The organism is Leifsonia shinshuensis, assembly GCF_014217625.1.
GTDB classification, from domain to species: Bacteria; Actinomycetota; Actinomycetes; order Actinomycetales; family Microbacteriaceae; genus Leifsonia; species Leifsonia shinshuensis_A.
In genome coordinates this window covers 3459002-3484619 of sequence record NZ_CP043641.1, presented here as the reverse complement: position 1 = coordinate 3484619, position 25618 = coordinate 3459002, and the positions used below count along the sequence as shown (strand labels likewise).

Sequence of the window (25618 nt, the reverse complement as noted above, 5' to 3'; positions counted from 1 at the left end):
GTCGTCCGGTGCCGCTGACCCCGCCCGCCGACATCCCCACCGACCCCGAGCTCGTGGCCGCTCTGGTGGCCGCCCAGCATCCCGACCTGGCCGCCCCGCTGCGGCTGGTGTCGGACGGCTGGGACAACCAGCTCTACCGGCTGGGCGACGCGCACGCCGTGCGCATCCCGCGCCGGGAGGCCGCCGCGCACCTGATCGAGCACGAGCAGCAGATGCTGCCGGGGATCGCGGCCCGGGTGCGGGCGACGGTCCCCGCGCCCGTGCGGGTCGGCGTGCCGTCGGAGCTCTTCCCGTGGCCGTGGAGCATCGTGGCCTGGATCGACGGCGTCGACGGCGCGTCGATCGGAGCCGCCGACCGGGCCGGGATCGCGGAGGCGCTGGCGGAGTTCGTCGGCGAGCTCGCGGTGCCGGCGCCGGAAGCCCCGCACAACCCCGTGCGCGGGGTGCCCCTCGCGACCCGGCGGGAGGTCGTGGCGACCCGGCTGCGGTCCTTGTCCGGGCGGATGGAGGTCGCGGCGCTGGAGCAGGCGTGGCGCGAGGCGCTGGCGGCGCCGGCCTGGGACGGGCCTCCGCTGCTGCTGCACGGCGACCTCCACCCGGGCAACCTGCTGCTCACCCTCGACGGCGGGCTCGCGGCGGTCATCGACTTCGGCGACGTCACCTCGGGCGACCCCGCGACCGACCTGGCGACGGCCTGGCTGACGTTCGACGCAGAGGCGCGCGAGCGGTTCCGCGCGGCCCTGCCGGTCGCACCGGACCGCGCCACATGGCTGCGCGCGCGCGGCTGGGCGGTCACCATGGCGAGCGCGCTCGCGACGTCGTCGGACGACAACCCGCGGATGGCCTCCCTCGCCCGGCACGCCCTCGACCAGCTCACGGCCGAAGCCGATTAAGACGAAACCGCCGGGCACCCGTGAGGGGTGCCCGGCGGTCGTCGCTCGGAGCGTCAGGCCTGCGAGAGCGTCAGCACGACGTCGTCGCCCGGCGCGGCCGGCACGAAGTCGGCCTCGATCTCGGCGCGCTCCAGGAGCTCGTTCATGCGGCGCTGGCGGTGGCGCGGGATGAGCGTCACGACCGTGCCCTGCTTGCCGGCGCGGCCGGTGCGGCCGGAGCGGTGCAGGTAGGTCTTGTACTCGTCCGGCGCGTCGGCCTGGATGACCAGGTCGATGTCGTCGACGTGGATGCCGCGGGCGGCGACATCCGTCGCGACGAGCACGTTCACGCGGCCGCTGGTGAGCTGGGCCAGGTTGCGCGTGCGGCGCGACTGGTTCAGGTCGCCGTGCAGGCTGACGGCGGGAATACCGGCGTCATCCAGCTGGTCGGCCAGCATCTCGGCGAACGCGCGGGTACGGGCGAAGATCAGCGTCTTGCCGTCGCGGTCCGCGAGCTGCTCGATGATGGCCGGCTTGTCGCGGTGCTCGATGACCAGCACGCGGTGGTCGATGGTCGAGGACGCCTGGTCCTCGCCGGCGACCTCGTGCACGGTCGGCTCCACCAGGAACTCGTCCACGAGCTGCGCGACACCGGTGTCCAGGGTCGCCGAGAACAGCAGCTTCTGGCCACCCTCGGAGGTGCGGCGCAGGATGCGCTGCACCGGCTCCAGGAAGCCGAGGTCGCACATGTGGTCGGCCTCGTCCAGGACGCTGATGACGACCTCGCTGAGGTCGAGGCGCCCCTGCTCCACGAGGTCCTCGATGCGGCCGGGGGTGCCGATCACGATGTCGACGCCGCGCTGGAGGGCGCCGACCTGGCGGCCCTGCGGCACGCCGCCGTAGATCTGGGTGGTGAAGAGGCCGACGCTGCGCGCGATGGGCTGCACGGTGCGGTCGATCTGGAGAGCGAGCTCGCGGGTCGGCGCCAGGATGAGCGCGCGCGGGGCGCGGCCCAGCTGGCGCTTGCCGCCGGACTTGCCGGACTCGGCCCAGAGCTGCATGAGGCGCTCGACCAGCGGGGCGCCGAACGCGATCGTCTTGCCGGAGCCGGTGCGGCCGCGGCCGAGCACGTCCTTGCCCGCGAGCACGTCGGGGGTGGTGGCGGCCTGGATCGGGAACGGCGTCTCGGCGCCGAGCTCGGCCAGTGCGCGGACAATGTTGCCGCCGAGGCCCAGGTCGCCGAAGGTCACGCCCTCGACGTCCGCGGCCTGGATGGCCTCGGCCTCCAGGCGCTCGAGGACCACGTCCTCCTGCGGGGAGAACGACTGCTTCTCGTCGCGGGACGGGTAGAAGGAGGAGTCGCGGCGCGGGGCGCGGTCGTCCCGGTCGAAGTCGCGGCGCGGACGGTCGTCGCGGTCGCGGCGCGGGGCGCGGTCGTCCCGGTCGAACTGACGGCGCGGACGGTCGTCGAACTCGCGGCGGGGGGCACGGTCGTCGCGGTCGAAGTCGCGGCGCGGACGGTCGTCGCGGTCGCGGCGCGGGGCACGGTCGTCGCGGTCGAAGTCGCGACGGGGACGCTCGTCCCGGTCGAAGCGACGCGGACGGTCGTCGTTGTCGCGACGGGGCGCGCGGTCGTCGCGGTCGAAGTCGCGACGGGGACGGTCGTCGCGGTCGAAGCTGCGGCGCGGACGGTCGTCGTACTCGCGGCGCGGAGCGCGGTCGTCCCGGTCGAACTGACGGCGCGGACGGTCGTCGAACTCGCGGCGCGGAGCGCGGTCGTCCCGGTCGAACTGACGGCGCGGACGGTCGTCCTCGCGGCGGCCGGCGCGGGCGCGGTTCTCCCACTCCCGCTCGGTGCGGCGGGCGTCCTTGCCGCGCGGCTCCCAGTTCGGGCGCTCGCCACGGCCGGTGCGCTCGGCGCCACGGGCGTCGCCGCGGGTGCCGTAGGTGTCGCGGCCGCGGGCGGCGCGGTCCTCGGCGCTCCAGCGGTTCTTCTTGCCGGTCTCCGGCGCCTCGTCGCGGTAGCCGCGGTGCTTCGGGCTGCGGCTGCCCGCACCCTTCGGGGCGTGCTGCTGTGCCGGTCGGCCGGAGCTCTGGTGTCCGGCGTTCTTCTTGTACGGGGGCATGGCTGTTCTTCCTGGGTTGTTCTTAGAAATGCGCGGCGGCACGCTGAAGCGCACCGGAGGTATCCCCAGCAGACATCGCCCGGGGCCGTTCACATCGTGATGAATCCGCTCACCGACTGGCTGCGGAACCGGCCCACTTGACTTACAAACCCATCCGCGCGACAAAACGGCGCGGTGTCAAGAGCCGACCTCCCTACGATACAGGATCCCGCCTGGGAAGACGCTGCCCATCCGCAACCCCCTGCCGGGGCATGGCGGGCGGGGTATACATGGGGCATGTCCTCCGTCGACGCGATCGTCATCGGGTCCGGCCCCAACGGGCTCGCGGCCGCCGTCACCCTCGCCCGCGCCGGGCTGAGCGTCCACGTCTACGAACGCAACGCGACGCCGGGCGGCGGCGTGCGGACGGAGGAGGTCACGCTCCCGGGCTTCCGGCACGACATCTGTTCTGCCGTGCACCCGCTCGCCCTCGCGTCCGGCTTCTTCCGCAGGTTCGGGCTCGCGGACCGCGTCCCGTTCATCACCCCGTCCGCCTCCTACGGGCATCCACTGCCCGGCGGGGAGGTCGCGGTCGCCTACCGCGACCTCGAGCGCACCGCCGACGGCCTCGGCCCGGACGGCCCGGCCTGGCGCGCCCTCCTCGGCCCGCTCGCGCGCAACGCGGACGCCGTCGCGCAGTTCACCGGGTCGTCGCTCCTGCAGGTGCCGCGGAACCCGCTCGTCGCCGCCCGGTTCGGGCTGGCCGCGCTGTCGCAGGGCGGCCCGTGGTGGAACCTGCCGTTCCGCACCCGGAAGCCGGGCGCCCTCCTCACCGGCGTGATCGCCCACGCGACCCTGCCGCTGCCGAACCTCGCCGCATCGGCCGCCGGACTCGCCCTCGCGACCTACGCCCACGCCCGCGGCTGGCCGATCCCGGTCGGCGGCTCGCAGGCGATCGCGGACGCGATGGTCGACGACCTGCGCGCGCACGGCGGCGAGGTCGTCACCGGCGCCGAGGTCGAGTCGCTCGGCGAGCTGCCCGACTCCCGGGTGGTCCTCTTCGACACCCACGTCGCGATCGCCGCGCGGCTCGGAGAAGACCTGCTGCCCGCCGACTACCTCCGCCGCGTCGCCGGCTTCCGCGACGGCAACGGCGTCTTCAAGATCGACTTCGCGCTGTCCGGCCCTGTGCCGTGGACGAACCCCGAGCTGCTGGAGACCGCGACCGTCCACCTCGGCGGCGAGCGCGCCGCCATCGCCCGCTCCGAGCGCGTCGTGGCGTCCGGACGCGAGAGCGACGACCCGTACGTGCTCGTCTCCCAGCCGACGCTCTTCGACCCGTCGCGCGCGCCGGCCGGCAAGCACGTGCTCTGGGCGTACACGCACGTGCCGCGCGGCTCGACCTCCGACCGCAGCGAGGCCGTCATCGCGCAGATCGAGCGGTTCGCCCCCGGCTTCCGCGACCTCATCCTCGGCACCTCCACCCGCACCGCGCACGAGCTGGAGGGCTACAACCCCAGCTACATCGGCGGCGACATCTCGTCCGGGATGCCGGACCTGTCCCAGCTCGTCATGCGGCCGACCCTGTCGACCGACCCCTGGCGGATGCCGGGCCGCGGGCTGTACCTCGCCTCGTCGTCCGCCGTGCCCGGCCCCGGCGTGCACGGGCTGGCCGGCTACTACGCGGCGCGCAGCGCCCTCCGGCACGAGTTCGGGGTGACCAGGATGCCGTCGCTGGCGCCGGAGAGACCCGCCGCAGCGCCGGGCGCACCCGCCAGCGGCTTCAACCAGAGCACCGGCTTCATCGAAGAGGAGATCGCCTGATGTCCGTCAACGTCCGCCGTTTCGCCTGCACGCCGGAGGAGGTCTTCACCGCCCTCGCCGACCCGTGGGTGTTCCCGACCTGGGTCGTGGGAGCGTCGCGGCTGCGCGGCGCCGACGGCCACTTCCCGGAGCCGGGGTCCCGCCTCCACCACTCCATCGGAGTCTGGCCGTTCGTGCTGAACGACGAGACCACCGTCGAGGTGTGGGACCGGCCGAACCGGTTCGTGCTGGAGGCGAAGACCCGGCCGGTCGGGACCGAGCGCGTCGTCATCGAGGTGCAGCCGCGCGGCACAGGCTGCCTGGTGCGGATGGAGGAGCACGCGGTCACCGGGATCGCCGCGCGCATCCCGACGCCGATCGTCGATCCGATCCTGTGGATCCGCAACCGGGAGGCGCTGCGCCGGCTGGAGTGGGTCGCACGGGGGATCTCCCGGCAGAAGGCGCGCTCGGGCAGCTGACGAAACCTCCCTGACACAGACGCTCGCTAGCATCGGCGCATGACGACCACCCGCGTGTCCGCCGAGCCCGCGCGCTCCCCCGGCGTCGCAGAGCTGCTGCGCCTGAGCGACGAGTTCACCTTCGCGCTCTACCCGGCCGAGAGCTGCTACCTGCTCGACATCTCCGAGCTGGAGCGCCCGGGCGTGACCGTGTTCGTCGGCCGCGACGAGGAGGGCGCAGCGCTCGGGATGGCCGCGCTCGTCCGGAAGGCCGACGGCACAGCGGAGCTCAAGCGGATGTTCGTCCACGCCGAGGCCCGGGGCCGCGGCCTCGCCGGGGGCCTGCTCGCGGCGGTGGAGGCCGAGGCAGTCCGCACCGGCGTCGCCACCCTCCAGCTGGAGACCGGACCGCTGCAGCACGCGGCCATCGCGCTGTACGAGAGCCGCGGCTACGCGCGCATCCCGAACTTCGGCGACTACGTGGGCGACCCGCACTCGGTCTGCTACGCCAAGGCGCTCTCCGACTAGGTGCGCGCCGCCACCTTCTTCTTGAGGAAGATCAGCGGCAGCAGCCAGGCGCCGAGCGCCGTCACCACCCAGACGACGAGCGCGGCGAGGATCCAGGTCACGACGTCGTCCACGTGGATGCCGCCCGGCACCAGCGACGCGACGAGCAGCGCGACCAGCGTCGACACGAGCCCGATCCCGCCCAGCATCGCGGACGCGTACTTGCGGGCGAGATTGAAGATGAAAGGCGCGAGGATGCTCTGCGCCACCGCGAAGATCAGCACCGCGATCAGAAAGCCCTCCCAGTCGAGATGGAACCCGGGAAGGATCCAGGAGGCCACCAGCAGGCCGAGCGCCGCGGTGACCACGAAGATCGCCGCACGGATCAGGAATCGCACCATGCCCGAAGGGTAGCGGCCTCCCGAGCCGTCGAGAACACCCCTTCTCCCGGAGCGGCCGTCCCGCTAGCCTGGCGCCACCGTCCTGGAGGGGGCACCGTGTCAGAGCAGAAGAGCACCGAGCCCGCATCCACCCCGGGAGCAGCGGCCCCCGGCGAGAGCGCCCCGCGCACACCGGCGCAGCGCGCAGCCGTCCCTGGCACGTCGCCCCGGCCCGCGACCGGCCTGCGCGGCTGGACCATCGCGCTCATCGTCCTGGGCTGCGCACTCGTCCTCATCGGCGGCGGGATGATCGCCGGGGGCTTCGCGTTCGCCGCGATCACCGCCGGCCGCTCCGGCGCCTGCGACGCCGCCCGGGTCGCGGACGAGGTGCTGCCGAGCGTGGTCACCATCGCCGTCACGAGTGCACGGGGCTCGAGCAACGGCAGCGGCGAGATCATCACCGAGGACGGCTACATCCTCACGAACAACCACGTGATCTCCGACGCGGCGTCGGGCGCGAAACTCGCGGTGCGGTTCAGCGACGGCCACGAGCTGCCCGCAGAGCTCACCGGCCGCGACCCGAAGACCGACCTGGCCGTCATCAAGGTGAAGACCGACGAGCCGCTCCCGGTCATCGCGACGGGGGACTCCGGCGCGCTGGTGGTCGGGCAGCCGGTGGTCGCACTCGGCGCCCCGCTCGGCCTCTCCTCGACCGTGACGGCCGGCATCGTCAGCGCGCTCGGGCGGACCGTCCCGGTGCCGAGCGACGACGACAGGAACGCCATCCTCGCCGGCGCCATCCAGACCGACGCCTCGATCAACCCGGGCAACTCGGGAGGCGCGCTGGTCGACTGCGCGGGGCGCCTGGTCGGAATCAACACGGCCATCGCGACCGTCCCCGGCTCCAACGGCTCGGCGAGCACCGGCAGCGTCGGGATCGGCTTCGCCGTTCCGGAGGCGCTGGCGCTGCCGATCGCGCACGAGCTGATCGCGCACGGCGAGGTCGCGCATCCGGACGCCGGGCTCACCGTGGTGCCGATCCCGCCGGGCGCGGCGGCGGCGTTCGGAGTGGACGGCGGACTGTTCGTGCAGTCGATCGTGCCGGGCGGTCCCGCGCAGCAGGCCGGCCTGCGGGTCGGGGACGTGATCACCGCGGTGAACGGCAACCCGGCGACCGACATCGACGTGCTGACGGCGATCCAGGTCACCAGCAAGGCGGGCGACGAGGTGAAGGTCGACTACCTCCGCGACGGCGCCGCGCACACGACGACGCTCACGCTCCGCTGACCGGCGAAGGGGAAGGAACTCGGCGGGAGTCAGCTGCCGCGGATACGGCGGGAGAGCTCGGCGGCGGCGTCGCGCACCCGGGCGGCGAGCGCGTCCCACTCGGCGGGCGGCACGTTCGCGCGCGGGAAGGTGACGGCGATCCCGGCGGCCGGCCAGCCGGCGTGGTCGCGCACCGACACGGCGACGGAGGCGAAGCCGGGCGTCACGTCACCGTCCTCGGTGGCGTAGCCGCGCTCGCGCGCCTCCGCGACGAGCCGCCGCAACTCGGAGTACGAGTGCGGGCCGGCGCCGGTGCGGTCCTCGAACGCGTCGGCGTCCGGGTACAGGGCGCGCAGCTGCCCGGCCGGGAGGGAGGCCAGCAGGGCGCGCCCGCTCGCCGTCAGGTGCGCGGGGAGGCGGACGCCCACGTCGGTGACGAGCCGCGGCCTCCTGGGTGCCCGCTCCTCCACGATGTAGACGACGTCCCTGCCGTGCAGTACCGCGACGTGGCCGGACTCGCCGATCGCGTCCACCAGCGCGGCGACGATGGGACGGCCGAGCCGGCTGAGCGGCTGCTGCCGGGAGAACCCGCTCGACAGCTCGTAGGCGGCCACGCCGAGCCCGTAGCGCCGCGCCTCGGGGAAGTGCAGCACGAAGCCGTGCTCGGTCAGCACGGTCAGCAGATGGTAGACGGTCGAGCGCGGGAGGCCGAGGGCGGACGCGATGCCGGCGGCGGGGACGGGGCCGCGCTGAGTGGCGAGGTAGGCGAGGACGCGGAGGGTGTTCTCCGCGGCGGGGACCTTGCTCATGGACACTCCTCCCTGGATCGCATCCGGGCTGGATTCGGACTCGATCGCGGGCTCGCCTGGTTCGATTCCGCGTTCGATTCTCTGCTCGCCGCACCGCTCGACCCGGCGTCCGCCGCGCATCCCTGTCTGGTATCCCGGACACCGATGAGCCTAACCCCCGGGCGCTCCGGACGCCCAGCAGCGCATGATCGGAGCATGTCCGCCTTCACCACCGGTTCCACCTCCGCAACCACCCCCCGCGATGTGGACGACAGCGCGCCCGTCACCGTCGGCGCCCGCCCGCTCACCATCGCCGAGGTCGTCGCGGTGGCCCGCCACGACGCCCCCGTCCGGCTCGACGTCGCCGCGCTCGCGGCCGTCGAGGCCTCCCGCGCGATCGTCGAGGCCCTGGCCGACGACATCGAGCCGCACTACGGGATCTCCACCGGCTTCGGAGCACTGGCGACCACCTTCATCCCCGGCGAGCGCCGCGCGCAGCTGCAGGCCTCGCTCGTCCGCTCGCACGCTGCCGGGTCGGGACCGGAGGTCGAGCGGGAGGTCGTGCGCGCGCTCATGCTGCTGCGCCTGGCCACGCTGATGACCGGCCGCACCGGTGCGCAGCGCCGCACGGTCGAGACCTATGCGGCCCTCCTCAACGCGGGCATCACCCCGATCGTGCGCGAGTACGGCTCGCTCGGCTGCTCCGGCGACCTCGCCCCGCTCGCGCACTGCGCGCTCGCGGCGATGGGCGAAGGTCAGGTGCGCGTCGACGGAGAGCTCGTGGAGGCCTCCGACGCCCTCGCCGCCGCCGGCATCGAGCCGGTCGTCCTGGCCGAGAAGGAGGGCCTCGCGCTCATCAACGGCACCGACGGCATGCTCGGGATGCTCTCGCTCGCGCTGCACGACCTCGGCGCCCTGCTCACCACGGCGGATATCACCGCGGCGATGAGCGTGGAGGCGCTGCTCGGCACCGACGCCGTGTTCGCCGCCGACCTCCAGCAGCTGCGACCCCAGGCCGGGCAGGCACTCTCCGCGGCGAACCTGCGCGCGCTGCTCGCGGACTCCCCGCTCCTCGCCAGCCACAAGGGCCCGGAGTGCACGCGCGTTCAGGACGCCTACTCGCTGCGGTGCTCGCCGCAGGTGAACGGCGGCGCCCGCGACACCGTCGCGCACGCCACGATGATCGCCGAGCGCGAGCTGGCCTCCGCCATCGACAACCCCGTGCTCACCCCGGACGGGCGGGTGGAGTCGAACGGCAACTTCCACGGAGCGCCCGTCGCGTACGTGCTCGACTTCCTCGCGATCGTCGTCGCCGACGTGGCGAGCATGTCGGAGCGGCGCACCGACCGCTTCCTCGACCCCGCACGCAACCAGGGGCTGCCGCCGTTCCTCGCGCACGAGGTGGGCGTGGACTCCGGCCTGATGATCGCCCAGTACACCGCGGCCGGGATCGTCTCCGAGCTCAAGCGCCTGGCCGCCCCCGCGTCGGCGGACAGCATCCCGTCCTCCGCGATGCAGGAGGACCACGTCTCGATGGGCTGGGCCGCCGCCCGCAAGCTGCGCCGCGCGATCGACGGGCTCACCCGCGTGCTCGCGATCGAGCTGATGACCGCCGCGCGCGGCGCCGACCTGCGCGCCCCGCTGCGGCAGGGCCCCGCGACCGGCGCTGTCACGTCGGCGCTGCGCGCCACCGTCCCCGGCCCCGGCCCGGACCGCCACCTCTCCCCCGAGATCGAGGCCGCCGTCGCGTTCGTCGCCTCCGGCGGCGCCGTCGCCGCGGCACACACGACCACCGAACTCGCCTAACCATTCGACGTAGAAAGGACCAGACCATGCAGGGATCGCGACCCGTCCGCGCAGCGCGCGGCACTGAGTTGACCGCCAAGAGCTGGCAGACCGAGGCGCCGTTGCGCATGCTGATGAACAACCTGGACCCGGAGGTGGCTGAGCGTCCGGATGATCTGGTCGTCTACGGCGGCACCGGCCGCGCCGCGCGGAGTTGGGAGGCGTACGACGCGATCGTCGCGACCCTCCGCGATCTGGAGGCCGACGAGACGCTGCTGGTGCAGTCGGGCAAGCCGGTGGGTGTGTTCCGCACGCACGAGTGGGCGCCGCGGGTGCTGATCGCCAACTCCAACCTCGTGGGCGATTGGGCGACCTGGCCGGAGTTCCGCCGCCTGGAAGCCCTCGGCCTGACCATGTATGGGCAGATGACCGCGGGGTCGTGGATCTACATCGGTTCGCAGGGCATCCTGCAGGGCACCTATGAGACGTTCGCGGCGATCGCGGACAAACGGTTCGGCGGCAGCCTGGCCGGCACTCTCACGTTGACGGGCGGTTGCGGCGGGATGGGCGGCGCGCAACCGTTGGCTGTCACCCTCAACGACGGTGTCGTGTTGATCGTGGACGTCGACGCCACCCGCCTGCAGCGCCGGGTGGACCACGGCTACCTGGACGAGCTCACCGACGACATCGACGACGCAATCACCCGGGTCCTCGCCGCCAAGAGCGAGCGGCGGGCCCTCTCGGTGGGTCTGGTCGGCAACGCCGCCACCGTCTTCCCCGAGCTGCTGGCCCGCCGGGTGCCGATCGACATCGTCACCGACCAGACCAGCGCGCACGACCCGCTCAGCTACCTCCCCGAGGATGTCACGGTCGAGGAATGGCACGAGGCCGCCGCCGCCGACCCGGAGGCGTTCACCATCGCCGCGCGGCTCTCGATGGCCAAGCAGGTGGAGGCCATGGTCGGCTTCCTCGACGCCGGCGCCGAGGTCTTCGACTACGGCAACTCGATCCGCACCGAAGCACAACTCGGCGGCTACGGGCGCGCGTTCGCCTTCCCCGGCTTCGTGCCCGCCTACATCCGCCCGCAGTTCGAGGAGGGCCGCGGCCCGTTCCGGTGGGCGGCGCTCTCCGGCGACCCGGCGGACATCGCCGCCACCGACCGCGCCATCCTGGAACTGTTCCCCGACGACCACAAGCTGCGCCGCTGGATCACCCAGGCCGGTCAGAAGGTGCACTTCGAGGGCCTGCCCGCGCGGATCTGCTGGCTCGGCTACAAGGAGCGGCACCTGGCCGGCCTGAAGTTCAACCAGATGGTCGCCTCCGGCGAACTGTCCGCGCCGATCGTGATCGGCCGCGACCACCTCGACTCCGGCTCCGTCGCCTCCCCCTACCGGGAGACCGAGTCCATGAAAGACGGCTCCGACGCGATCGCCGACTGGCCACTGCTGAACGCGCTGCTGAACACCGCCTCCGGCGCGACCTGGGTCTCCCTCCACCACGGCGGCGGCGTCGGCATCGGCCGCAGCATCCACGCCGGCCAGGTCGTGGTCGCCGACGGCACCCCCCTCGCGGCGGAGAAGATCGAACGCGTGCTCACCAACGACCCCGGCACCGGCGTCATGCGGCACGTGGACGCGGGATACGAGCACGCCACCGACATCGCCCGCGAGCGCGGACTCCGCATCCCCATGCAGGAGACTGCGACCGTCTCGTCGGGACCGGTCGCCTGATGACCCGCGCGACGCTGCTGACCGGGATCGGCGAGCTCGTCACCCTGGACCCCGCCCATCCCGGACCGCTCGGCATCCTCCCCGACGCGGCCCTCCTGGAGGTGGACGGCCGGGTCGAGTGGACCGGTCCCGCGTCGGCGGCGCCGCGCGAGGACGCCGACGAGGTTCTGGACGCGGGCGGCGCTGCCGTCATCCCGGGCTTCGTCGACAGCCACACGCACCTCGTCTTCGGCGGCGACCGCTCGGCCGAGTTCGAGGCGCGGATGGCCGGCCGGGCGTATTCCGCCGGCGGCATACGCAGCACGGTGGCGGCGACGCGGGCGGCCTCCGACGACGAGCTGCGCTCCCGGATGGCCGGTTTCGTGCGCGAGCTCCGAGCCCAGGGCACGACGACGTTCGAGATCAAGAGCGGCTACGGCCTGACGGTGGAGGACGAGGCCCGCATCCTCCGGCTCGCCCGCGAGGTCACCGACGAGACGACCTTCCTCGGCGCGCACGTGGTGCCGGCCGAGTACGCGTCCGACCCCGAGGCGTACGTCGACCTGGTCACCGGCCCGATGCTCGACGCCTGCGCGCCGTACGCGCGCTGGATCGACGTGTTCTGCGAGACCGGGGCGTTCACCGTGCCGCAGTCGCGGCGCATCCTGGAGGCCGGCGCGGCCCGCGGGCTCGGCGTGCGGGTGCATGCGAGCCAGCTCGGCCCGGGCGACGGCGTCGCGCTCGCGGTGGAGCTGGACGCGGCGAGCGTCGACCACGGCACCTACCTCACCGACCGCGACGTGTCGCTGCTCGCGGGGTCGCGGACCGTCGCGACCCTCCTGCCCGGTGTGGAGTTCTCGACCAGGCACCCCTACCCGGACGCCCGGCGCCTCATCGACGCCGGCGTGCGCGTCGCCCTGGCGAGCGACTGCAACCCGGGCTCGTCGTTCACGTCGTCGATGCCGTTCTGCATCGCGGTCGCGGTGCGCGACATGGGGATGACGGTCGCGGAGGCGCTGCGGGCGGCGACCCTCGGCGGCGCGGAGTCGCTGCGCCGGGAGGACGTCGGACACCTCCGGCCGGGCGCGCGAGCGGACTACGTCGTGCTGGACGCGCCGTCGTACGTGCACCTGGCGTACCGGCCGGGGGTCCCTCTGGTGGCGCGCACGCACGTGGCCTGAGCTCGGCGCCGCCGAGTAACGCGTCAGCGCGACGCGAGCCCCGCCGCCGCCTCCAGAACGAGCAGCGCCGCCAGCCGCACCGTGCGCTGGTCCTCGGTGTCGGCGGTCGCGTCGACCTCGGCGATGTCGATCGACCGCACGCGGGGGTCCGCGCCGGCGAGGCGGGCGAAGCGGCGCAGTTCCCACGCCGCGAGTCCGCCCGGCACGGAGGCGGGGCAGCCGGGCGCCACGGAGCGGTCGCACACGTCCACATCCAGGTCGACGTGGATCGGGCCGCCGCCGGCGCCCGCGATGTCCAGGGCCTCCGCCATCACGTCGTCGATCGGGCGGCGGTGCAAGTCCTCACGCGGGATGACCGTGATGCCCCACTCCTGCGCGCGCCGGGAGTACGCGGCCGAGTTGGCGAAGTCCGCGATGCCGATCTGGACGATGCGGCGACCGTCGAGGCCGGCCTCCACCAGGCGGCGCACCGGGGAGCCGTTGGAGACGCCGTCGCGCAGGTCGTGGTGGGCGTCGAGCGTGACGAGACCGGCGTTCGATGCGTCGCCGTCCCACGCCCCGAGCGCGCTCGGCACGGTCAGGGAGTTGTCGCCGCCGACCGCGACGGTCAGGCGCGACCGGGAGACGGCCTCGCGCACCGCGGCGACCGACCGGCGCTCGCCTTCCGGACCGTCGGGCTCCTCGACGTCGCCGGCGTCGGCGAACCGCAGGGCCTCGACCTCCAGGCCGGGGACGTGCAGCGAGTACCGGCGCAGCGCGTCGCGGACGGCCGCCGGCGTCGCGTGCGCGCCGGTCGGGGACAGCGAGGTCCGCCAGGTGGGGAGGCCGATCAGCGTCAGGTCGGCCCGCTGCCCGTCCGGCAGCTCGGCGAGCGACGGCCAGGAACCGGCACGGGGCCAGAGGGGATCGACGGAGAGGCTCATACCGCGACGCTAGCAACGCCCGGCCCGGCCGGCGCCCCGACGACCGCAACCCACGTCTGAAATCCCGGACACCCGCTCACCCTCACTCCCCCGCCCTCCGCCGAGGGGCACGCAAACGCCCCTAAAACCCGGTTTTAGGGGCGTTTGGGTGCCCTTCGAGGGCTGGGGTCAGAGCTGCCGGCCGCCGGCGGGGGTCGTGAAGACCGGGGGCTCCGGGGACTCGCCGTCCGGAGCGGACCCGTCCGGGGCGCCCGGGCCGGTCGCACCGGGCCCACCGGCGCCGGCGGCCCCGCCGCCCTTCGCCTCCCGGCGCGCGATCCGGCGCTCGCGCGCACCCTCCACGAGGTTGTAGAGCGTCGGCAGCACGACGAGCGTCAGCACCGTGGACGAGATCAGGCCGCCGATCACGACGATGGCGAGCGGCTGCGAGATGAAACCGCCGTGCCCGGTCAGGCCGATCGCCATCGGCGTCAGCGCTGCGATCGTCGCGAGCGCCGTCATCAGGATCGGGCGCAGACGGCGGGAGGCGCCGTGCACGACCGCGTCGCTCACGGTCAGTCCTCTGGCGCGGTACTGGTTGACCAGGTCGATGAGCACGATCGCGTTCGTCACCACGATGCCGATGAGCATCAGCACGCCGATGAGCGAAGCGACGCCGAGCGGGATGCCCGAGGCGAGCTGCAGCAGGATGGCGCCGGTCGCCGCGAACGGCACCGAGACCAGGAGCAGCAGCGGCTGCCGCAGCGAGCGGAACGTCGCCACCATGACGATGTAGACGATCAGGATCGCCGCCAGCAGCGCGAGGCCGAGCTGGCCGAACGCGCTCGACTGGCTGGACGAGACGCCGCCGATCTTCGCCGTGGCGCCGGCCGGGAGGTCGGCGTCCTTGAGCGCCTTGGTGACGTCCGCGTTGGCGGTCGTCAGGTTGTCGGTGGCCGGCGTCGCCGTGACCGTGGAGGTCCGCAGCCCGCGCTCGGTGGTCACGGTCGACGGCCCCTTGGCCTCGGCGACGGTCGCCACCGAGCTGAGCGGCACGATGCCCTTCGCGGTCGGGATCGGGAGGTCCGAGAGGCCGGCGACCGTGGTCGGCGGGTTGTCGCTCTGCAGGTAGATGTTGAGCGTCGAGTTCTCGATCGCGACCGAGCCGATCTGGGTCGGCTGCATCGCCTGCGAGACGAGCGTGCCGACCGCGACCTCGCTGAGGCCGGCCTCCGCCGCCTTCGTGCGGTCGACGCTCACCGAGACGTACGGCAGCGACGCGCTCAGATTGTCGGTGACCTGCTTGAGCGACGACTTCTTCTTCAGCTCGGCGACGACCGAGTCCGTGGCCTTCTGGAGGTCGGCGTTCGAGCTCGCGCTGATGTCCACCTCGATGTCGCTCGACCCGCCGAACCCGCTCGACGCGGACACGGTGATGTCTCCGGCGCCGGTGATCGACGCCATCTCGTTCTGGACGGTGGTCTGCAGCTTGTCCTGGTCGGCGTTCTCGTCGGTGGTGACCGAGAAGGTCGTCGCGCCGCCGCCGCCGGTGAAGGCGTCGCGCAGCGACGAGCCGCTGGAGCCGATCGACACCTGCACGGTCTTCACGCCGTCCGTGTGCAGGAGCTTGTCCTCCACCTTGCGTGCGGCGTCATCCTTCGCCTGGAGGCTGGCGCCCGGCTCGAGGGTCTGCGACACGGTCAGCGAGTTCTGGCCGCTGGAGCCGAGGAAGTTGGTCTTGAGCAGCGGGAACGAGAAGAAGGTCAGGATCAGCACGACCACCGCGGCGACGACGGTCAGCACCGAGTGCTTCAGCGTCCAGCGGATGATCGGGAGGTAGCCCCTCTGCAGCCGCGACGGGTGCTCCAGCTCGTCGTGGCCGGAGGCCGTGGCCTCCGCGACGGACAGGTGCGCGGCCTCGTCGTCCACCTCGCCGCCCTCGTGCTTGCGGGCCTTCGGCGCGCGCAGGAACCAGTACGCGAGCACGGGCACGATGGTCAGCGCGACCAGCAGCGACGAGAGCAGCGCGATCGTGACGGTCAGCGCGAACGGCCGGAACAGCTCGCCCGTGACGTCGCCGACGAAGGCGAGCGGCAGGAACACCGCGACGGTCGTGATCGTGGACGCCGTGATCGCACCGCCGACCTCCCGCACCGCGCGGATGATCGTAACCGCCCGGTCTACGCCGGGCACGAGTTGCCGTTTGATGTTCTCGATGACGACGATCGAGTCGTCCACGACGCGGCCGATCGCGATGGTCAGCGCGCCAAGCGTGATGATGTTGAGCGTGTAGCCGCTCGCCCACATCACGATGAACGTGATGAGCACGCTGGTCGGGATGGAGACCACGGTCACGAGCGTGGAGCGCACCGACAGCAGGAACACGAGGATCACGATGACCGCCATCGCGAGGCCGAGCAGGCCCTCCTCGGCGAGCGAGTTGATCGACTGGGTGATGAACGGCGCCTGGTCGAAGACGACGGTGATCTTGGCGCTGTGGCCGAGCTTGGTCTCCAGGCTCGGGATGAGGGCGGACACCGCGTGCGAGACGGCGACGGTGTTGGCGGACGGCAGCTTCGTCACCGCGATGGTCAGCGCGGGCTTGCCGTTGACGCGCGAGAGGGAGGTCACCGGGTCGTCGGTCTGCGCGACCGTGGCGACGTCGCCGATCGTGGGCGGGGTGGTGTTCGCGGCGGCTGCAGCTGCAGCCGCGGCTGCTGCGGCGGACTGGCTGGAGGCCGCACCTCCCGCAGCGCCACCGGTGGCTCCCGTGGCCCCGGTCGCTCCGGTCGCACCCGTGGCGCCAGACGCACCAGACGCTCCGGCAGCCCCCGTGGACGACGTGATCAGCGGCAGCGCCGAGATGTCCGCCACCGACTTCAGCTGCGCCCCCGACTGGATGGTGAGCGTCTTGCCGTTCTCGGTGATCGACCCGCCGGGCAGCAGCACGCCGTTCTGCTGCAGCGCGTTCTTGATCGCCGACGAGCTGACGCCGGCGGCCGCGAGCTTGGCGGTGTCCGGGGTGATGGTGATGCGCTGGCCGACCTCGCCGACGAGCTGGGCGTCGTTGACGCCGCTGACCGCCTTGATGTCCGGGAGGGCGAGCTTGGTGATGTCGTCGCCGAGGGTGCGCTGATCGGTGTCGCTGCTCACCGCCAGCTGGATGACGGGGAGGTCGTCGATGGAGCCGGAGAGCACCTGCGGGTCGACACCGGACGGCAGCGTCGACTTGATCCGGTTGATCGCCTGGTCGATCTTCTGCTCGGCCGTCGCCAGGTCGGTGCCGTACGTGAACTTCGCCGTGATGATCGACTGGTTGGTGCTGCTGACCGCGGACGTGGAGTCGAGGTCGGGCACGCCCTGGATGGCGGCCTCCACCGGCGTGCTCACGTCGTGGTTGACGACCTCGGGCGATGCGCCGGGATAGCTCGACAGCACGACGAGCTGCGGGAACGTGATCGACGGCGCGAGCTCCTGCTTGAGGCTGGTGAGCGCGACCCCGCCGAAGATGGCGGCGACGATCGTGATCAGCGCGATCAGGGCGCGGTTCTTCATGCTGAGAACGGCGAGATAGTGCACGGAGGTCCCCTTGGCGAATGTGATTGCTGGCACGCGACGACGGCGGCGCTGCCAAAGTATCTCATTGCAGGCTGTGCAACTTCCTCATCCCCAGGTACCTGTTCTCGCCCCGGCCGGGCCGTACCGGTGGAGGACTCTCAGACCACGTTGGGCAGCGCCGCCGCGTCGAAGTACGGCGCCGGCTCGGCCGAGGCGACCGCCCAGGCGCGCTCCAGCGCGGTGAAGGCGCGTCGCGTCTCGTCCTCGCTGTAGGTGATCGGCACGCGCAGGAACCGCTCGAACGCGCCGTCCAGACCGAACCGCGGTCCGGCCGCGATGAGGAGGCCGTGGTTGCGCGCGGCGAGCGCGAGCGCCGAGCTGACCGGCGCGCCGATCCCGATCCAGGCCGCGAGCCCGCCGTGCAGGCGCGGGATGCGCCACTCCGGGAAGACCTCCGCCGCGAGCCGCCTGACCGTCTCCCTGCCTGCGGCGAGCTGCACGCGGCGCTCCTCGAGGATCTCGCGCGTCTGCGGCAGCATCCGCGCGACGACCAGCTGCTCGATCATGGGCGTGCCCAGGTCGGTGGACGGCTTGGCCGCGGTCAGCCGCTGGATGAGCGGGCGCTCGGCGCGGATCCAGCCGATCCGGAGGCCGCCCCAGAGGCTCTTGCTGGCCGAGCCGATCAGCAGCACCGGCGCGTCCCCGGCCTTGCGGCGCGCGTAGGACGGCAGCGGCAGGTACTCGCCGACGCGGTCGATGTCGAGGTCGGCCGTCGTCTCGTCGCCGACCACGACGGTCCCGTGCGCGGCCGCGGCGGCGAGGATGCGCTCGCGCGTGGCGGGCGACATGGACGCGCCGGTCGGGTTGTGGAAGTCCGGGATCAGGTACGCCAGCGCCGGGCTCGCCCGCCGGATCGCCTGCTCGGCGGCGTCGGCGTCCCAGCCGTCCTCCTCGGCGGGCTCCCGGCCGTCCGGCCCGAGCGCGTGGGGCGCGTCCTCTGGCGGCGTGACCGTGATCGGGAGCAGCCGGGCGCCGGCCAGCCGCAGGGCCTCCGTCGCGTGCGGGTAGGTGGGCATCTCGACGAGCGCGCGGTCGCCGCGCGACAGGAACGTGCGCGCGATGAGCGCGATGGCCTGCTGCGCGCCGACCGTGACCAGGATCTGGTCGGCCGTGGTCGGGAGCCCGCGCTCGATATAGCGGTCGGCGATGGCCTGGCGGAGGTGCGGGAGGCCGACCGGGTCGTAGCCCGAGTCCGGCAGGAAGTGCGGCAGCTCCTCCGCGGCGGCGCGCGCGGCGGCCGGGAGGGAGGCCGCGGCCGGCAGGGCGGCCTTGGTGAAGTCGAGCATCCCCTCGCCGCCCGTCATCGGGAGGGCGAGAGCGGGTCCGGGGAGGCGCGCGACGCTGCCCGAGCCGCGCACGCTGTCCAGGAATCCGCTCTCCCGCAACTGCCGGTAGGCCGCGCTGACCGTGGTGCGGCTCAGCTGGAGCCGGCCGGCCAGGTCGCGCTCGGCCGGGAGGCGCGTGCCGATCGGGATGCGACCGTCGAGGACGAGCAGGCGCACCCGGTCGGCGAGGGACTGGTAGCCGGGGGAGGCCGCTCCGCGCCAGTCGCCGAGCAGCGACTCCAGGGAGCGGGCGGTCAGTTGAGCGTCGGGCATGCGGGCCACTTTATCCGGATTGGCATCTTGATGTAAGGCCAATCGAGCGATTGGATTATCAGCATGTCCCGATTCCTCCTCACCCGCCGCCTGGCCCAGCTCCTCGTCGGACTGTTTCTGTACGGCATCGCCATCGCCCTGATGGTGCGGGCGGGGATCGGCGTCTCGCCGTGGGACGTGCTGGCCCAGGGCGTGTCGTACAAGACCGGCATCCCGTTCGGGCTGGTGACCAACCTGGTCGGCCTCGTCGTGCTGGCCTTCTGGATCCCGCTCCGCCAGCGACCGGGCCTCGGGACCGTGCTCAACGTCCTCCTGGTCGGGCCGAGCGCGCAGCTCGGTCTGTGGATCATCCCGCAGCAGACCGTGCTGTGGGCGCAGGTGCTGGTGTTCGCCGCCGGCCTCCTGCTGCTCGCCATCGCCACCGGCCTCTACATCGGGCCGAAGCTCGGCCCGGGCCCGCGCGACGGTCTGATGACCGGCCTCCACGCCCGCACCGGCCGGCCGATCTGGGCCGTCCGCACGGCGATCGAGGTCACGGTGCTCATCATCGGCTGGTTCCTCGGCGGCAACGTCGGCATCGGAACGCTCGCGTTCGCGCTGCTGGTCGGCCCGCTGTGCAGCCTCACCCTCCCGTTCTTCGCCATCCGGCTGCCGGAGCCCGCGCCCGCGGACGCCGAGCTGGAGGGCGACCTCGAAGGCACGGCGGAGCAGGGCCCCGGCCTCCGCGCGGAGAGTGCGGAAGAGCAGGATGCCGTCCGTTTCGACGTGCGAGACGGCATCCTGCTCGAATCCGACGCGGCCACCCGGTCGCGCGGCGTGGACCGCGCCGCGTCGCCGCTGGTGCGCGGCCCCCAGCCGGACCGCGCCCCCGCCGAGCCGGCCACGGCGCGGCGCCCGTCCCGGCTCGTCGAGGCGCACTGGCTCGACGACCGCCTCACCGGCCGCACCCGACGCGCCTGACCCCAAGCGATCCATTCCGGACGTATGCACGCTCGCGCCCAGCGCGTCGCGCGCATGAGTCCGGAACGGATGGAGTGGGGCTCTAGAGGGCGCCGGCGTAGATGCGGAGGGCGTCGCGCACGAAGGTCGCGCCCTCCTCACCGCCGTAGTTGGCGGCGAAGCGCGGGTCGGCGACGTACATGTCGCCGAGCCCGGTGAGGTACGCCGCCTTCGGCGCGCCCGTGCCGTAACCGGGCGTGCCCGGGATGTCGGCCAGCCAGTCGGCGTGCCGGCGGGCGAGGGCCTGGGCTTCCTCCGACGCCGGGTCGACCCCGCGTGCGGCGGCGGCCGTCCAGTCGGCGGCGAGCGCCTTCTGCCGCTGCTGCCAGGCGGCGCGCTCCTGGTCGGTCATCCCGCGCCACCAGCGGTCGGACGACGCGTAGGCGTCCTTCCCCCAGCGCTCCTCGACCTCCTCCTTGTACTGGGTGTGGTCGAAGCCGTCGAACATCTCCTCAGCCACGATCTCTCCTCCTTCCTCCACAGCGTGGATCGTCGACTCGACCGACGCGATCTGCCGCGCCAGCCGTTCCCGCTCGCCGCGCAGCCACGTCAGGTGGTCGCGCAGGGCGGGGACCGCATCCTGCCTGTCGTCGAGCACGCGGGCGATGGCCGGGAGGCCGAGCCCGAGATCCCGCAGCAGCAGGATGCGCTGCAGCCGCACGAGGGAGTCGCGGTCGTAGTGGCGGTAGCCGTTCGCGGCGACCCGGCTCGGCGGGAGCAGGCCGAGCTCGTCGTAGTGACGCAGCGTCCTGCTCGTCGTGCCGGCGATGCGCGCGATGTCCTGGATGCTCCAGTCCACGGTCGCCTCCACCATGATCCGTCTCCTCTCGTGGGGTGCTGATACCACGGTAGAAGTTGACGTTACGTCAAGGTCAAGCGGGGCGCGATACTGTCGTGCGTGTGCGCGCGATCCGATCCCTGACCACCGTCGCCCCCGGCATCCTCTTCGTCGAAGGCCCGGCCTCCAATTGGACCGTGTTCCACGGCCGCGGACGCGTGGAACTGGTCGACTGCGGCTACCCGGCTGACCGACCGCTGGTCGAGGAGTCGATCCGCAGGACCGGGCTGGATGTCGCAGCGCTCAGCCGCATCATCGTCACGCACGGGCACTCCGACCACGTGGGAGCCGCGCGAGACTACAGCGAGCGGCACGGCGTGGAGGTGCTGGCAGCCGCCGCCGAGCTGCCGAACGTCCGCCGCGAGGTCACCGAGCAGGTGACCGTGAAAGACCTGCTTCCGGTCGCGCTGCGCCGGGGCACCGTCCCCTGGGCCGTCGCGGCCATCCGCGCAGGGGGCCTCGGGGAGGTCGGCGTCCCGTCGGCTCAGGCGATCACCGCGGACACGCTGGAGCTCTCGACCGGACACCGCCTGGAGGTGCTGTCGACGCCGGGCCACACGACGGGGCACGCGTGCTTCTTCGTGCCGGACGCGGAGGTCCTGATCACGGGCGATGCCCTAGTGACCGGGCACGCGCTGCTCCCCGAGACGGGCGAGCTCCAGCAGCTCCCGGCGTTCTTCCATCACGACACCGACGGAGCGGCGGCGAGCGCGCAGCGTCTCAGCCTGTGCGACGCGCGCTGGGTGCTCCCCGGCCACGGGCCGGCGCTCCGGCTCTAGGACGCGCTACCGCTTGGCCTTCGCCGGCTCCTTCTGCTCATCCGCACCCAGCGGCGGCACCGCCAGCTCTCCCGGAGCCGCGAACTCGCCCTGCGCGCCTTGCTCGCTCAGCGTGATCGGCGTCGAGTGGATGTGGATGCGCGCACGCGCCGCGGACGCCGGCGCCAGCGGCCGCCGCGCGATCGGTCGCGTCGGCTCACCGCGGCGGTCCTGCCCGGGCAGCGGCCGCGAGCGGCGGCCGTAGATCAGCGACGACGAGTCCAGCAGCCACGGCACGAGCGCCACGGTGACGCCGTGGCACAGCATGAGCTGCTTGCTCAGCCGGCGGGCGCGGTGGTTGTGCAGCAGCGACTCCCACCAGTGGCCGACGATGTACTGCGGCAGGTAGACGGTCACGACCTCGGAGCCGTGCTCCTCGCGGCGGTGCTTGAGGTATTTGATCAGCGGCACGCCGAACTCGCGGTACGGGGACTCGATGATCGTCAGCGGGACGTGGATGTTCTGCTCGATCCACTGCCGCTGCAGCTTCTGGGTCGCCTCCTCCTCGATGGAGACGTGCACGGCCTCGATCGAGTCGTGCCGGGCGGCGATCGCGTAGTCCAGGGCCTTCAGGGCCGGCTTCTGCATCTTGCCGATGAGGACGACCGCGTGGTCGCCGACGCTGCCGAAGGTCGTGACCGGGTCGACCTCGATCTCCTTCTCGACGTCCCGGTAGTACCGGTTCACGCCGAGCATCAGGAACCAGAGGATCGGCATGAAGATGAACACGAGGTACGCGCCGTGAGTGAACTTCGTGATGGTGACGACGATGAGGACGACGAAGGTCAGCGTCGCACCGAACGCGTTGATGCAGAGCGACCGGACGATGCTGCTGCGCTCGCGCGAGCTGAGCAGCGGGTTGCCGTCCTTCCCGCTGCCGCGCAGCAGCGTTACCCAGTGCTTCACCATCCCGGACTGGCCGAGCGTGAACGAGACGAACACGCCGATGATGTAGAGCTGGATGAGCTGGGTCAGGTTCGCCTGGTAGACGAGCAGCAGGACCGTCGCGGCGAGCGCCAGCAGGATCATGCCGTTCGAGTAGACGAGGCGGTCGCCGCGGGTGTTCAGCGCCTTCGGGGCGTAGGAGTCGCGGGCGAGCACCGAGCCGAGCAGCGGGAAGCCGTTGAACGCGGTGTTCGCGGCCAGCAGCAGCACGACCGCGGTCGCGGCCTGCACGATGAAGAAGAAGAAGGTGTTGTTGCCGAAGGTCGCGGCCGCGATCTGCGCGATGAGCGAGCGCTGCGGGGAGGTCGCGCACTGCGCCCAGCCCTGGAGGTCGCACGGGTTCTCGGCGTAGTGCACGCCGCTGATCAGCGCCGTGGCGGTGAGGCCGGCGAACAGGACGATCGCGATGCCGCCCATCATCCCGAGCGTGGTGCGGGCGTTGCGGATCTTGGGCGTGCGGAACGCGGGGACGCCGTTGGCGACGGCCTCCACGCCGGTCAGCGCCGAGCAGCCGCTGGAGAACGCGCGCAGGAGCAGCAGCACCATCCCGGCCTGCGCGAGGCTGCTCGCGTGCACGGTGTACCCGGCCGACTCGGCGACCGGCGCGTGGCCGAGCGCGGTACGGACTAGCGCCGTGACGACCATCACGAAGATGCTGCCGATGAAGATGTAGGTGGGGAGCGCGAACGCCTTGCTCGACTCCCGGACGCCGCGGAGGTTGACCGCGGCGAGGATGATGACGCAGACCACGGCGAGCTCCACCCGCCACGGTGCCAGGAACGGCAGCGCGGAGATGACGTTGTCCACGCCGGACGCGACCGACACGGCGACGGTCAGCACGTAGTCGACCAGGAGGGCAGAGGCGACGATCAGGCCGGCCTTCTCGCCGAGGTTCTTGTGCGCGACCTCGTAGTCGCCGCCTCCCGAGGGGTACGCCTTGACCAGTTGCCGGTAGCTCAGCACCACCGTGACCATCAGGACGACGACGGCCGTCGCGACCCACGGAGCGAACGTCAGGAACGACAGCCCGCCTAGCAGCAGGATCATCAGGAGTTCCTGCGGAGCGTAGGCGACGCTGGAGAGTGCGTCGGACGCGAAGATCGGGAGCGCGAGGTGCTTCGGGAGTAGCTGTCCTTCGAGCTTCTCGCTCGGAAGCGGGTCGCCGATCAGCCACCGCTTCGGGGATCTCCCCTCATTTGTCACGAGGGACGAGAATACTCGCTGCCAAAACGCTGTCAAATCGGCGCGTCGCAGCATCCCCCGAAGGTGATTCCGCCGACGCTGGGTCGGCACCCCGCGATGCGTCCGTTGCCGCGGATTCTCGCGGGAGCCGGCCCGTCATCGGCCTCACTGGGAGTGAGATGAGCATGGGCTGAGACTTTCTGGGGATCTTTCGGAAACCCGCTCTCACCGGGCGGTTCAGTCGCGGCCGATCGCCTCGACGATCGACCGCCGCACGCGCAGCAACTCCTCCTTGAGGAGGGGCACGACGTTCTCCGGCAGGGCGCCGCGAGCCGCCTGGGACCGTAGGTCCGTGCGGAGCTGCTGGCGGAACTCGTTGATCGCCACCTCGGCCTCCCGCGCGGCGGCGTTGGCGGCCGCCCGGGCGTCGCGGCCGGCCTCGCGTGCCTCCTGCCGCGGGTCGACCCTGGTCGCGTCGCGCTTGGCCTCCCGCGCCGCCGACGCCAGCTCGGCGCGTAGCGTGCGCATGGCGTCGTTCACGCCGGCGCGGACCTCGTCGGCGAGCCGGCGGACGGAGTCGGTGACCTCCTCCTCGATCGCGTCCAGCTCGGGCTCGCGGGCGGCGAGCTCGGCGCGGCCGGCGTCCGTGATCGAATAGACGGTCTTGCGGCCGTCTGTCGTCTTGGTGACCAGCCCCTCCTCCTCCAGCTTCGCCAGCCGGGGGTAGATGGTGCCGGCACTCGGGACGTACGTGCCGCCGAAGCGGTCGCTCAGCGCCTGAATGAGCTCGTAGCCGTGGCGCGGCTCCTCCGCGAGGAGACTCAGCAGGTAGAGGCGGAGACTGCCGTGGGCGAAGACGGGAGTCACGCCGACGCCTCCTCCTGGGCCGCGGAGCTGCGCAGGACCGAGACCGCGCCGGAGACCGAGTTGACGGTGATGTCGACCCAGTAGCCGTCGAGGCTGCCAGTGGTCGCGGTGTACCCCTTTCCGGCGGAGCCGACGACCATGACATTGTCCAGCTGGACGCGGCCCGAGACGGTGTTGGCGCGGTAGCGGGCTCCCAGGGCCTCCGGGATGCGGATGGTCGTGTCGCCCGAGACCGTGTTGATCTGGACCTCGTCCGGGGTGCCGGAGATGTCCACCATGATGTCGCCCGAGACGCCGTCGGCGCTGAAGCGCGGGATGGTCCCGGTGGCCGTGATGTCCCCCGACACCGTGTGCGCGGTGATGCGGCCGGTGTGGCCGCGGGCGGAGAGCTCGCCGCTCACCGAGTTGAGCTCGAGCGCGCCCTCGAGGCCGTCGATGACGACATCCCCGGAGACGGTGCTGAGCCGCGCGTCGGTCTTCAGGCCCGAGATGAGGGCGCCGGCGGAGACCACGCCGAACTTGAGGGCGACGTCCCGCGGCACCAGCACGCTGACGTCGGCGCGGGCGCTCGACCGCATCGACTTGAAGACGTCGATGAAGTTGTCCCAGCGCAGCTGCGGGTGATCGATCTCGAGGCGGTCGCCGTCGATCGTGACCTTGAGGTCGCGGCCGGACACCGAGTGGACCTCCACCCGGGCTCCCGGCTCGTCGTGGCCGATGATGTCGATCTGGCCGCCCAGCAGCCCGACCTTGAGGGAGCGGACCAGCTCCACGTCGATCGTGCGGCTCTCGCCGGGCTGGATGAGCCACTTCTCCTGTGCCATGCTCTCGCGCTCCTTGCGTCGTGTTGCGTACGTGATTCGTGCGTTCGGGCTCCGGCGGAGCCCTCGGTGACTCGCGATATATCGCGATGTTGACGTATTCACGATATATCGCGAGTTGGCGTGACGCAAGCGTTTCGAGCGAATCTCAGGGTCGGCTCAGGGACATCCCCGAG

General features: G+C 72.4%; 20 protein-coding genes. 10 read left to right on the top strand and 10 right to left on the bottom strand.

Annotated elements, in window-relative coordinates:
• Positions 1-8 precede the first annotated feature (8 nt).
• Complete coding sequence (locus tag F1C12_RS16940) at positions 9-893, top strand: aminoglycoside phosphotransferase family protein (protein WP_185276052.1); 885 nt, start codon at positions 9-11, stop codon at positions 891-893.
• Positions 894-946: 53 nt separating this feature from the next.
• On the opposite strand, the gene F1C12_RS16935 is transcribed toward F1C12_RS16940, so the two are convergent.
• Positions 947-2998: a DEAD/DEAH box helicase gene (locus F1C12_RS16935; protein ID WP_185276051.1), complete on the bottom strand. Its 2052-nt coding sequence runs from the start codon at positions 2996-2998 to the stop codon at positions 947-949.
• A 276-nt stretch (positions 2999-3274) separates the two neighbouring features.
• Here F1C12_RS16935 and F1C12_RS16930 point away from each other — a divergent pair, with 276 nt between their 5' ends.
• From F1C12_RS16930 to F1C12_RS16920, 3 genes are read left to right on the top strand one after another with little or no spacing between them, the layout of a single operon-like run.
• Positions 3275-4801: a phytoene desaturase family protein gene (locus F1C12_RS16930; protein WP_185276050.1), complete on the top strand. Its 1527-nt coding sequence runs from the start codon at positions 3275-3277 to the stop codon at positions 4799-4801.
• Positions 4801-5259: an SRPBCC family protein gene (locus F1C12_RS16925; protein ID WP_185276049.1), complete on the top strand. Its 459-nt coding sequence runs from the start codon at positions 4801-4803 to the stop codon at positions 5257-5259. The genes F1C12_RS16930 and F1C12_RS16925 overlap by 1 nt, the downstream gene beginning before the upstream one ends.
• Before the next feature lie 39 nt (positions 5260-5298).
• A complete protein-coding gene (locus tag F1C12_RS16920; RefSeq protein WP_185276048.1) occupies positions 5299-5766 on the top strand; it encodes a GNAT family N-acetyltransferase in 468 nt (155 codons plus the stop codon).
• Here F1C12_RS16920 and F1C12_RS16915 read toward each other — a convergent pair.
• Positions 5763-6146, bottom strand: a complete 384-nt coding sequence (locus tag F1C12_RS16915; protein WP_185276047.1) for a phage holin family protein — start codon at positions 6144-6146, stop codon at positions 5763-5765. The genes F1C12_RS16920 and F1C12_RS16915 overlap by 4 nt on opposite strands.
• Positions 6147-6242: 96 nt before the next feature.
• Here F1C12_RS16915 and F1C12_RS16910 point away from each other — a divergent pair, with 96 nt between their 5' ends.
• A complete protein-coding gene (locus F1C12_RS16910; protein WP_258045959.1) occupies positions 6243-7412 on the top strand; it encodes a S1C family serine protease in 1170 nt (389 codons plus the stop codon).
• A 29-nt stretch (positions 7413-7441) separates the two neighbouring features.
• Here F1C12_RS16910 and F1C12_RS16905 read toward each other — a convergent pair whose 3' ends face one another.
• A complete protein-coding gene (locus F1C12_RS16905) occupies positions 7442-8200 on the bottom strand; it encodes an IclR family transcriptional regulator (RefSeq protein ID WP_185276046.1) in 759 nt (252 codons plus the stop codon).
• Between the two features lie 195 nt (positions 8201-8395).
• On the opposite strand from F1C12_RS16905, the gene hutH reads away from it, so the two are divergent.
• Genes hutH through hutI form a run of 3 tightly spaced genes read left to right on the top strand, consistent with a single transcriptional unit; the run spans position 8396 to position 12854 of the window.
• Positions 8396-9985, top strand: coding sequence for a histidine ammonia-lyase (gene hutH, locus F1C12_RS16900; protein WP_185276045.1), 1590 nt, complete (start codon positions 8396-8398; stop codon positions 9983-9985).
• 26 nt (positions 9986-10011) lie between these two features.
• Positions 10012-11694 carry a urocanate hydratase gene (hutU, locus tag F1C12_RS16895; RefSeq protein WP_185276044.1) on the top strand — a complete coding sequence of 561 codons (1683 nt, stop codon included), beginning with the start codon at positions 10012-10014 and terminating at the stop codon, positions 11692-11694.
• The gene (gene hutI / locus F1C12_RS16890) at positions 11694-12854 is read left to right on the top strand and encodes an imidazolonepropionase (protein WP_185276043.1); all 1161 of its coding nucleotides are present in this window, start codon (positions 11694-11696) and stop codon (positions 12852-12854) included. Before hutU ends, hutI begins: the two co-directional genes overlap by 1 nt.
• Positions 12855-12877: 23 nt before the next feature.
• Here the strand turns inward: hutI and F1C12_RS16885 are convergent, their stop codons facing one another.
• The 3 genes from F1C12_RS16885 to yczR all read right to left on the bottom strand — a co-directional run bounded on the left by F1C12_RS16885 (position 12878) and on the right by yczR (position 18972).
• Positions 12878-13777 carry an arginase family protein gene (locus F1C12_RS16885; RefSeq protein ID WP_185276042.1) on the bottom strand — a complete coding sequence of 300 codons (900 nt, stop codon included), beginning with the start codon at positions 13775-13777 and terminating at the stop codon, positions 12878-12880.
• 168 nt (positions 13778-13945) lie between these two features.
• The gene (locus tag F1C12_RS16880) at positions 13946-17335 is read right to left on the bottom strand and encodes an efflux RND transporter permease subunit (RefSeq protein WP_185279025.1); all 3390 of its coding nucleotides are present in this window, start codon (positions 17333-17335) and stop codon (positions 13946-13948) included.
• Between the two features lie 137 nt (positions 17336-17472).
• Positions 17473-18972, bottom strand: a complete 1500-nt coding sequence (gene yczR / locus F1C12_RS16875; RefSeq protein WP_185276041.1) for a MocR-like transcription factor YczR — start codon at positions 18970-18972, stop codon at positions 17473-17475.
• 63 nt (positions 18973-19035) lie between these two features.
• Here yczR and yczE point away from each other — a divergent pair, with 63 nt between their 5' ends.
• Complete coding sequence (gene yczE / locus F1C12_RS16870; protein ID WP_185276040.1) at positions 19036-19932, top strand: membrane protein YczE; 897 nt, start codon at positions 19036-19038, stop codon at positions 19930-19932.
• A gap of 82 nt (positions 19933-20014) precedes the next feature.
• Here the strand turns inward: yczE and F1C12_RS16865 are convergent, their stop codons facing one another.
• Positions 20015-20770 carry a MerR family transcriptional regulator gene (locus F1C12_RS16865; RefSeq protein ID WP_185279024.1) on the bottom strand — a complete coding sequence of 252 codons (756 nt, stop codon included), beginning with the start codon at positions 20768-20770 and terminating at the stop codon, positions 20015-20017.
• Between the two features lie 101 nt (positions 20771-20871).
• Here F1C12_RS16865 and F1C12_RS16860 point away from each other — a divergent pair, with 101 nt between their 5' ends.
• Positions 20872-21588 (top strand): MBL fold metallo-hydrolase, encoded by a 717-nt coding sequence (locus tag F1C12_RS16860; protein WP_185276039.1) that lies wholly within the window; start codon positions 20872-20874, stop codon positions 21586-21588.
• Between the two features lie 6 nt (positions 21589-21594).
• Here the strand turns inward: F1C12_RS16860 and F1C12_RS16855 are convergent, their stop codons facing one another.
• The 3 genes from F1C12_RS16855 to F1C12_RS16845 all read right to left on the bottom strand — a co-directional run bounded on the left by F1C12_RS16855 (position 21595) and on the right by F1C12_RS16845 (position 25445).
• Positions 21595-23742, bottom strand: a complete 2148-nt coding sequence (locus F1C12_RS16855) for an APC family permease (RefSeq protein ID WP_258046267.1) — start codon at positions 23740-23742, stop codon at positions 21595-21597.
• Positions 23743-23991: 249 nt separating this feature from the next.
• Complete coding sequence (locus F1C12_RS16850; RefSeq protein WP_185276038.1) at positions 23992-24621, bottom strand: PadR family transcriptional regulator; 630 nt, start codon at positions 24619-24621, stop codon at positions 23992-23994.
• Positions 24618-25445: a DUF4097 family beta strand repeat-containing protein gene (locus F1C12_RS16845; RefSeq protein ID WP_185276037.1), complete on the bottom strand. Its 828-nt coding sequence runs from the start codon at positions 25443-25445 to the stop codon at positions 24618-24620. Before F1C12_RS16845 ends, F1C12_RS16850 begins: the two co-directional genes overlap by 4 nt.
• Positions 25446-25618 lie beyond the last annotated feature (173 nt).

What these genes read in the sequence shown, in the direction of transcription:
- F1C12_RS16935 (WP_185276051.1), bottom strand. Translation starts at nt 2,998, where the DNA reads ATGCCCCCGTACAAGAAGAACGCCGGACACCAGAGCTCCGGCCGACCG.
- F1C12_RS16925 (WP_185276049.1), top strand. Translation starts at nt 4,801, where the DNA reads ATGTCCGTCAACGTCCGCCGTTTCGCCTGCACGCCGGAGGAGGTCTTC.
- F1C12_RS16905 (WP_185276046.1), bottom strand. Translation starts at nt 8,200, where the DNA reads ATGAGCAAGGTCCCCGCCGCGGAGAACACCCTCCGCGTCCTCGCCTAC.
- hutI (WP_185276043.1), top strand. Translation starts at nt 11,694, where the DNA reads ATGACCCGCGCGACGCTGCTGACCGGGATCGGCGAGCTCGTCACCCTG.
- hutU (WP_185276044.1), top strand. Translation starts at nt 10,012, where the DNA reads ATGCAGGGATCGCGACCCGTCCGCGCAGCGCGCGGCACTGAGTTGACC.
- F1C12_RS16930 (WP_185276050.1), top strand. Translation starts at nt 3,275, where the DNA reads ATGTCCTCCGTCGACGCGATCGTCATCGGGTCCGGCCCCAACGGGCTC.
- yczR (WP_185276041.1), bottom strand. Translation starts at nt 18,972, where the DNA reads ATGCCCGACGCTCAACTGACCGCCCGCTCCCTGGAGTCGCTGCTCGGC.
- F1C12_RS16845 (WP_185276037.1), bottom strand. Translation starts at nt 25,445, where the DNA reads ATGGCACAGGAGAAGTGGCTCATCCAGCCCGGCGAGAGCCGCACGATC.
- yczE (WP_185276040.1), top strand. Translation starts at nt 19,036, where the DNA reads ATGTCCCGATTCCTCCTCACCCGCCGCCTGGCCCAGCTCCTCGTCGGA.
- F1C12_RS16915 (WP_185276047.1), bottom strand. Translation starts at nt 6,146, where the DNA reads ATGGTGCGATTCCTGATCCGTGCGGCGATCTTCGTGGTCACCGCGGCG.
- F1C12_RS16885 (WP_185276042.1), bottom strand. Translation starts at nt 13,777, where the DNA reads ATGAGCCTCTCCGTCGATCCCCTCTGGCCCCGTGCCGGTTCCTGGCCG.
- F1C12_RS16920 (WP_185276048.1), top strand. Translation starts at nt 5,299, where the DNA reads ATGACGACCACCCGCGTGTCCGCCGAGCCCGCGCGCTCCCCCGGCGTC.
- hutH (WP_185276045.1), top strand. Translation starts at nt 8,396, where the DNA reads ATGTCCGCCTTCACCACCGGTTCCACCTCCGCAACCACCCCCCGCGAT.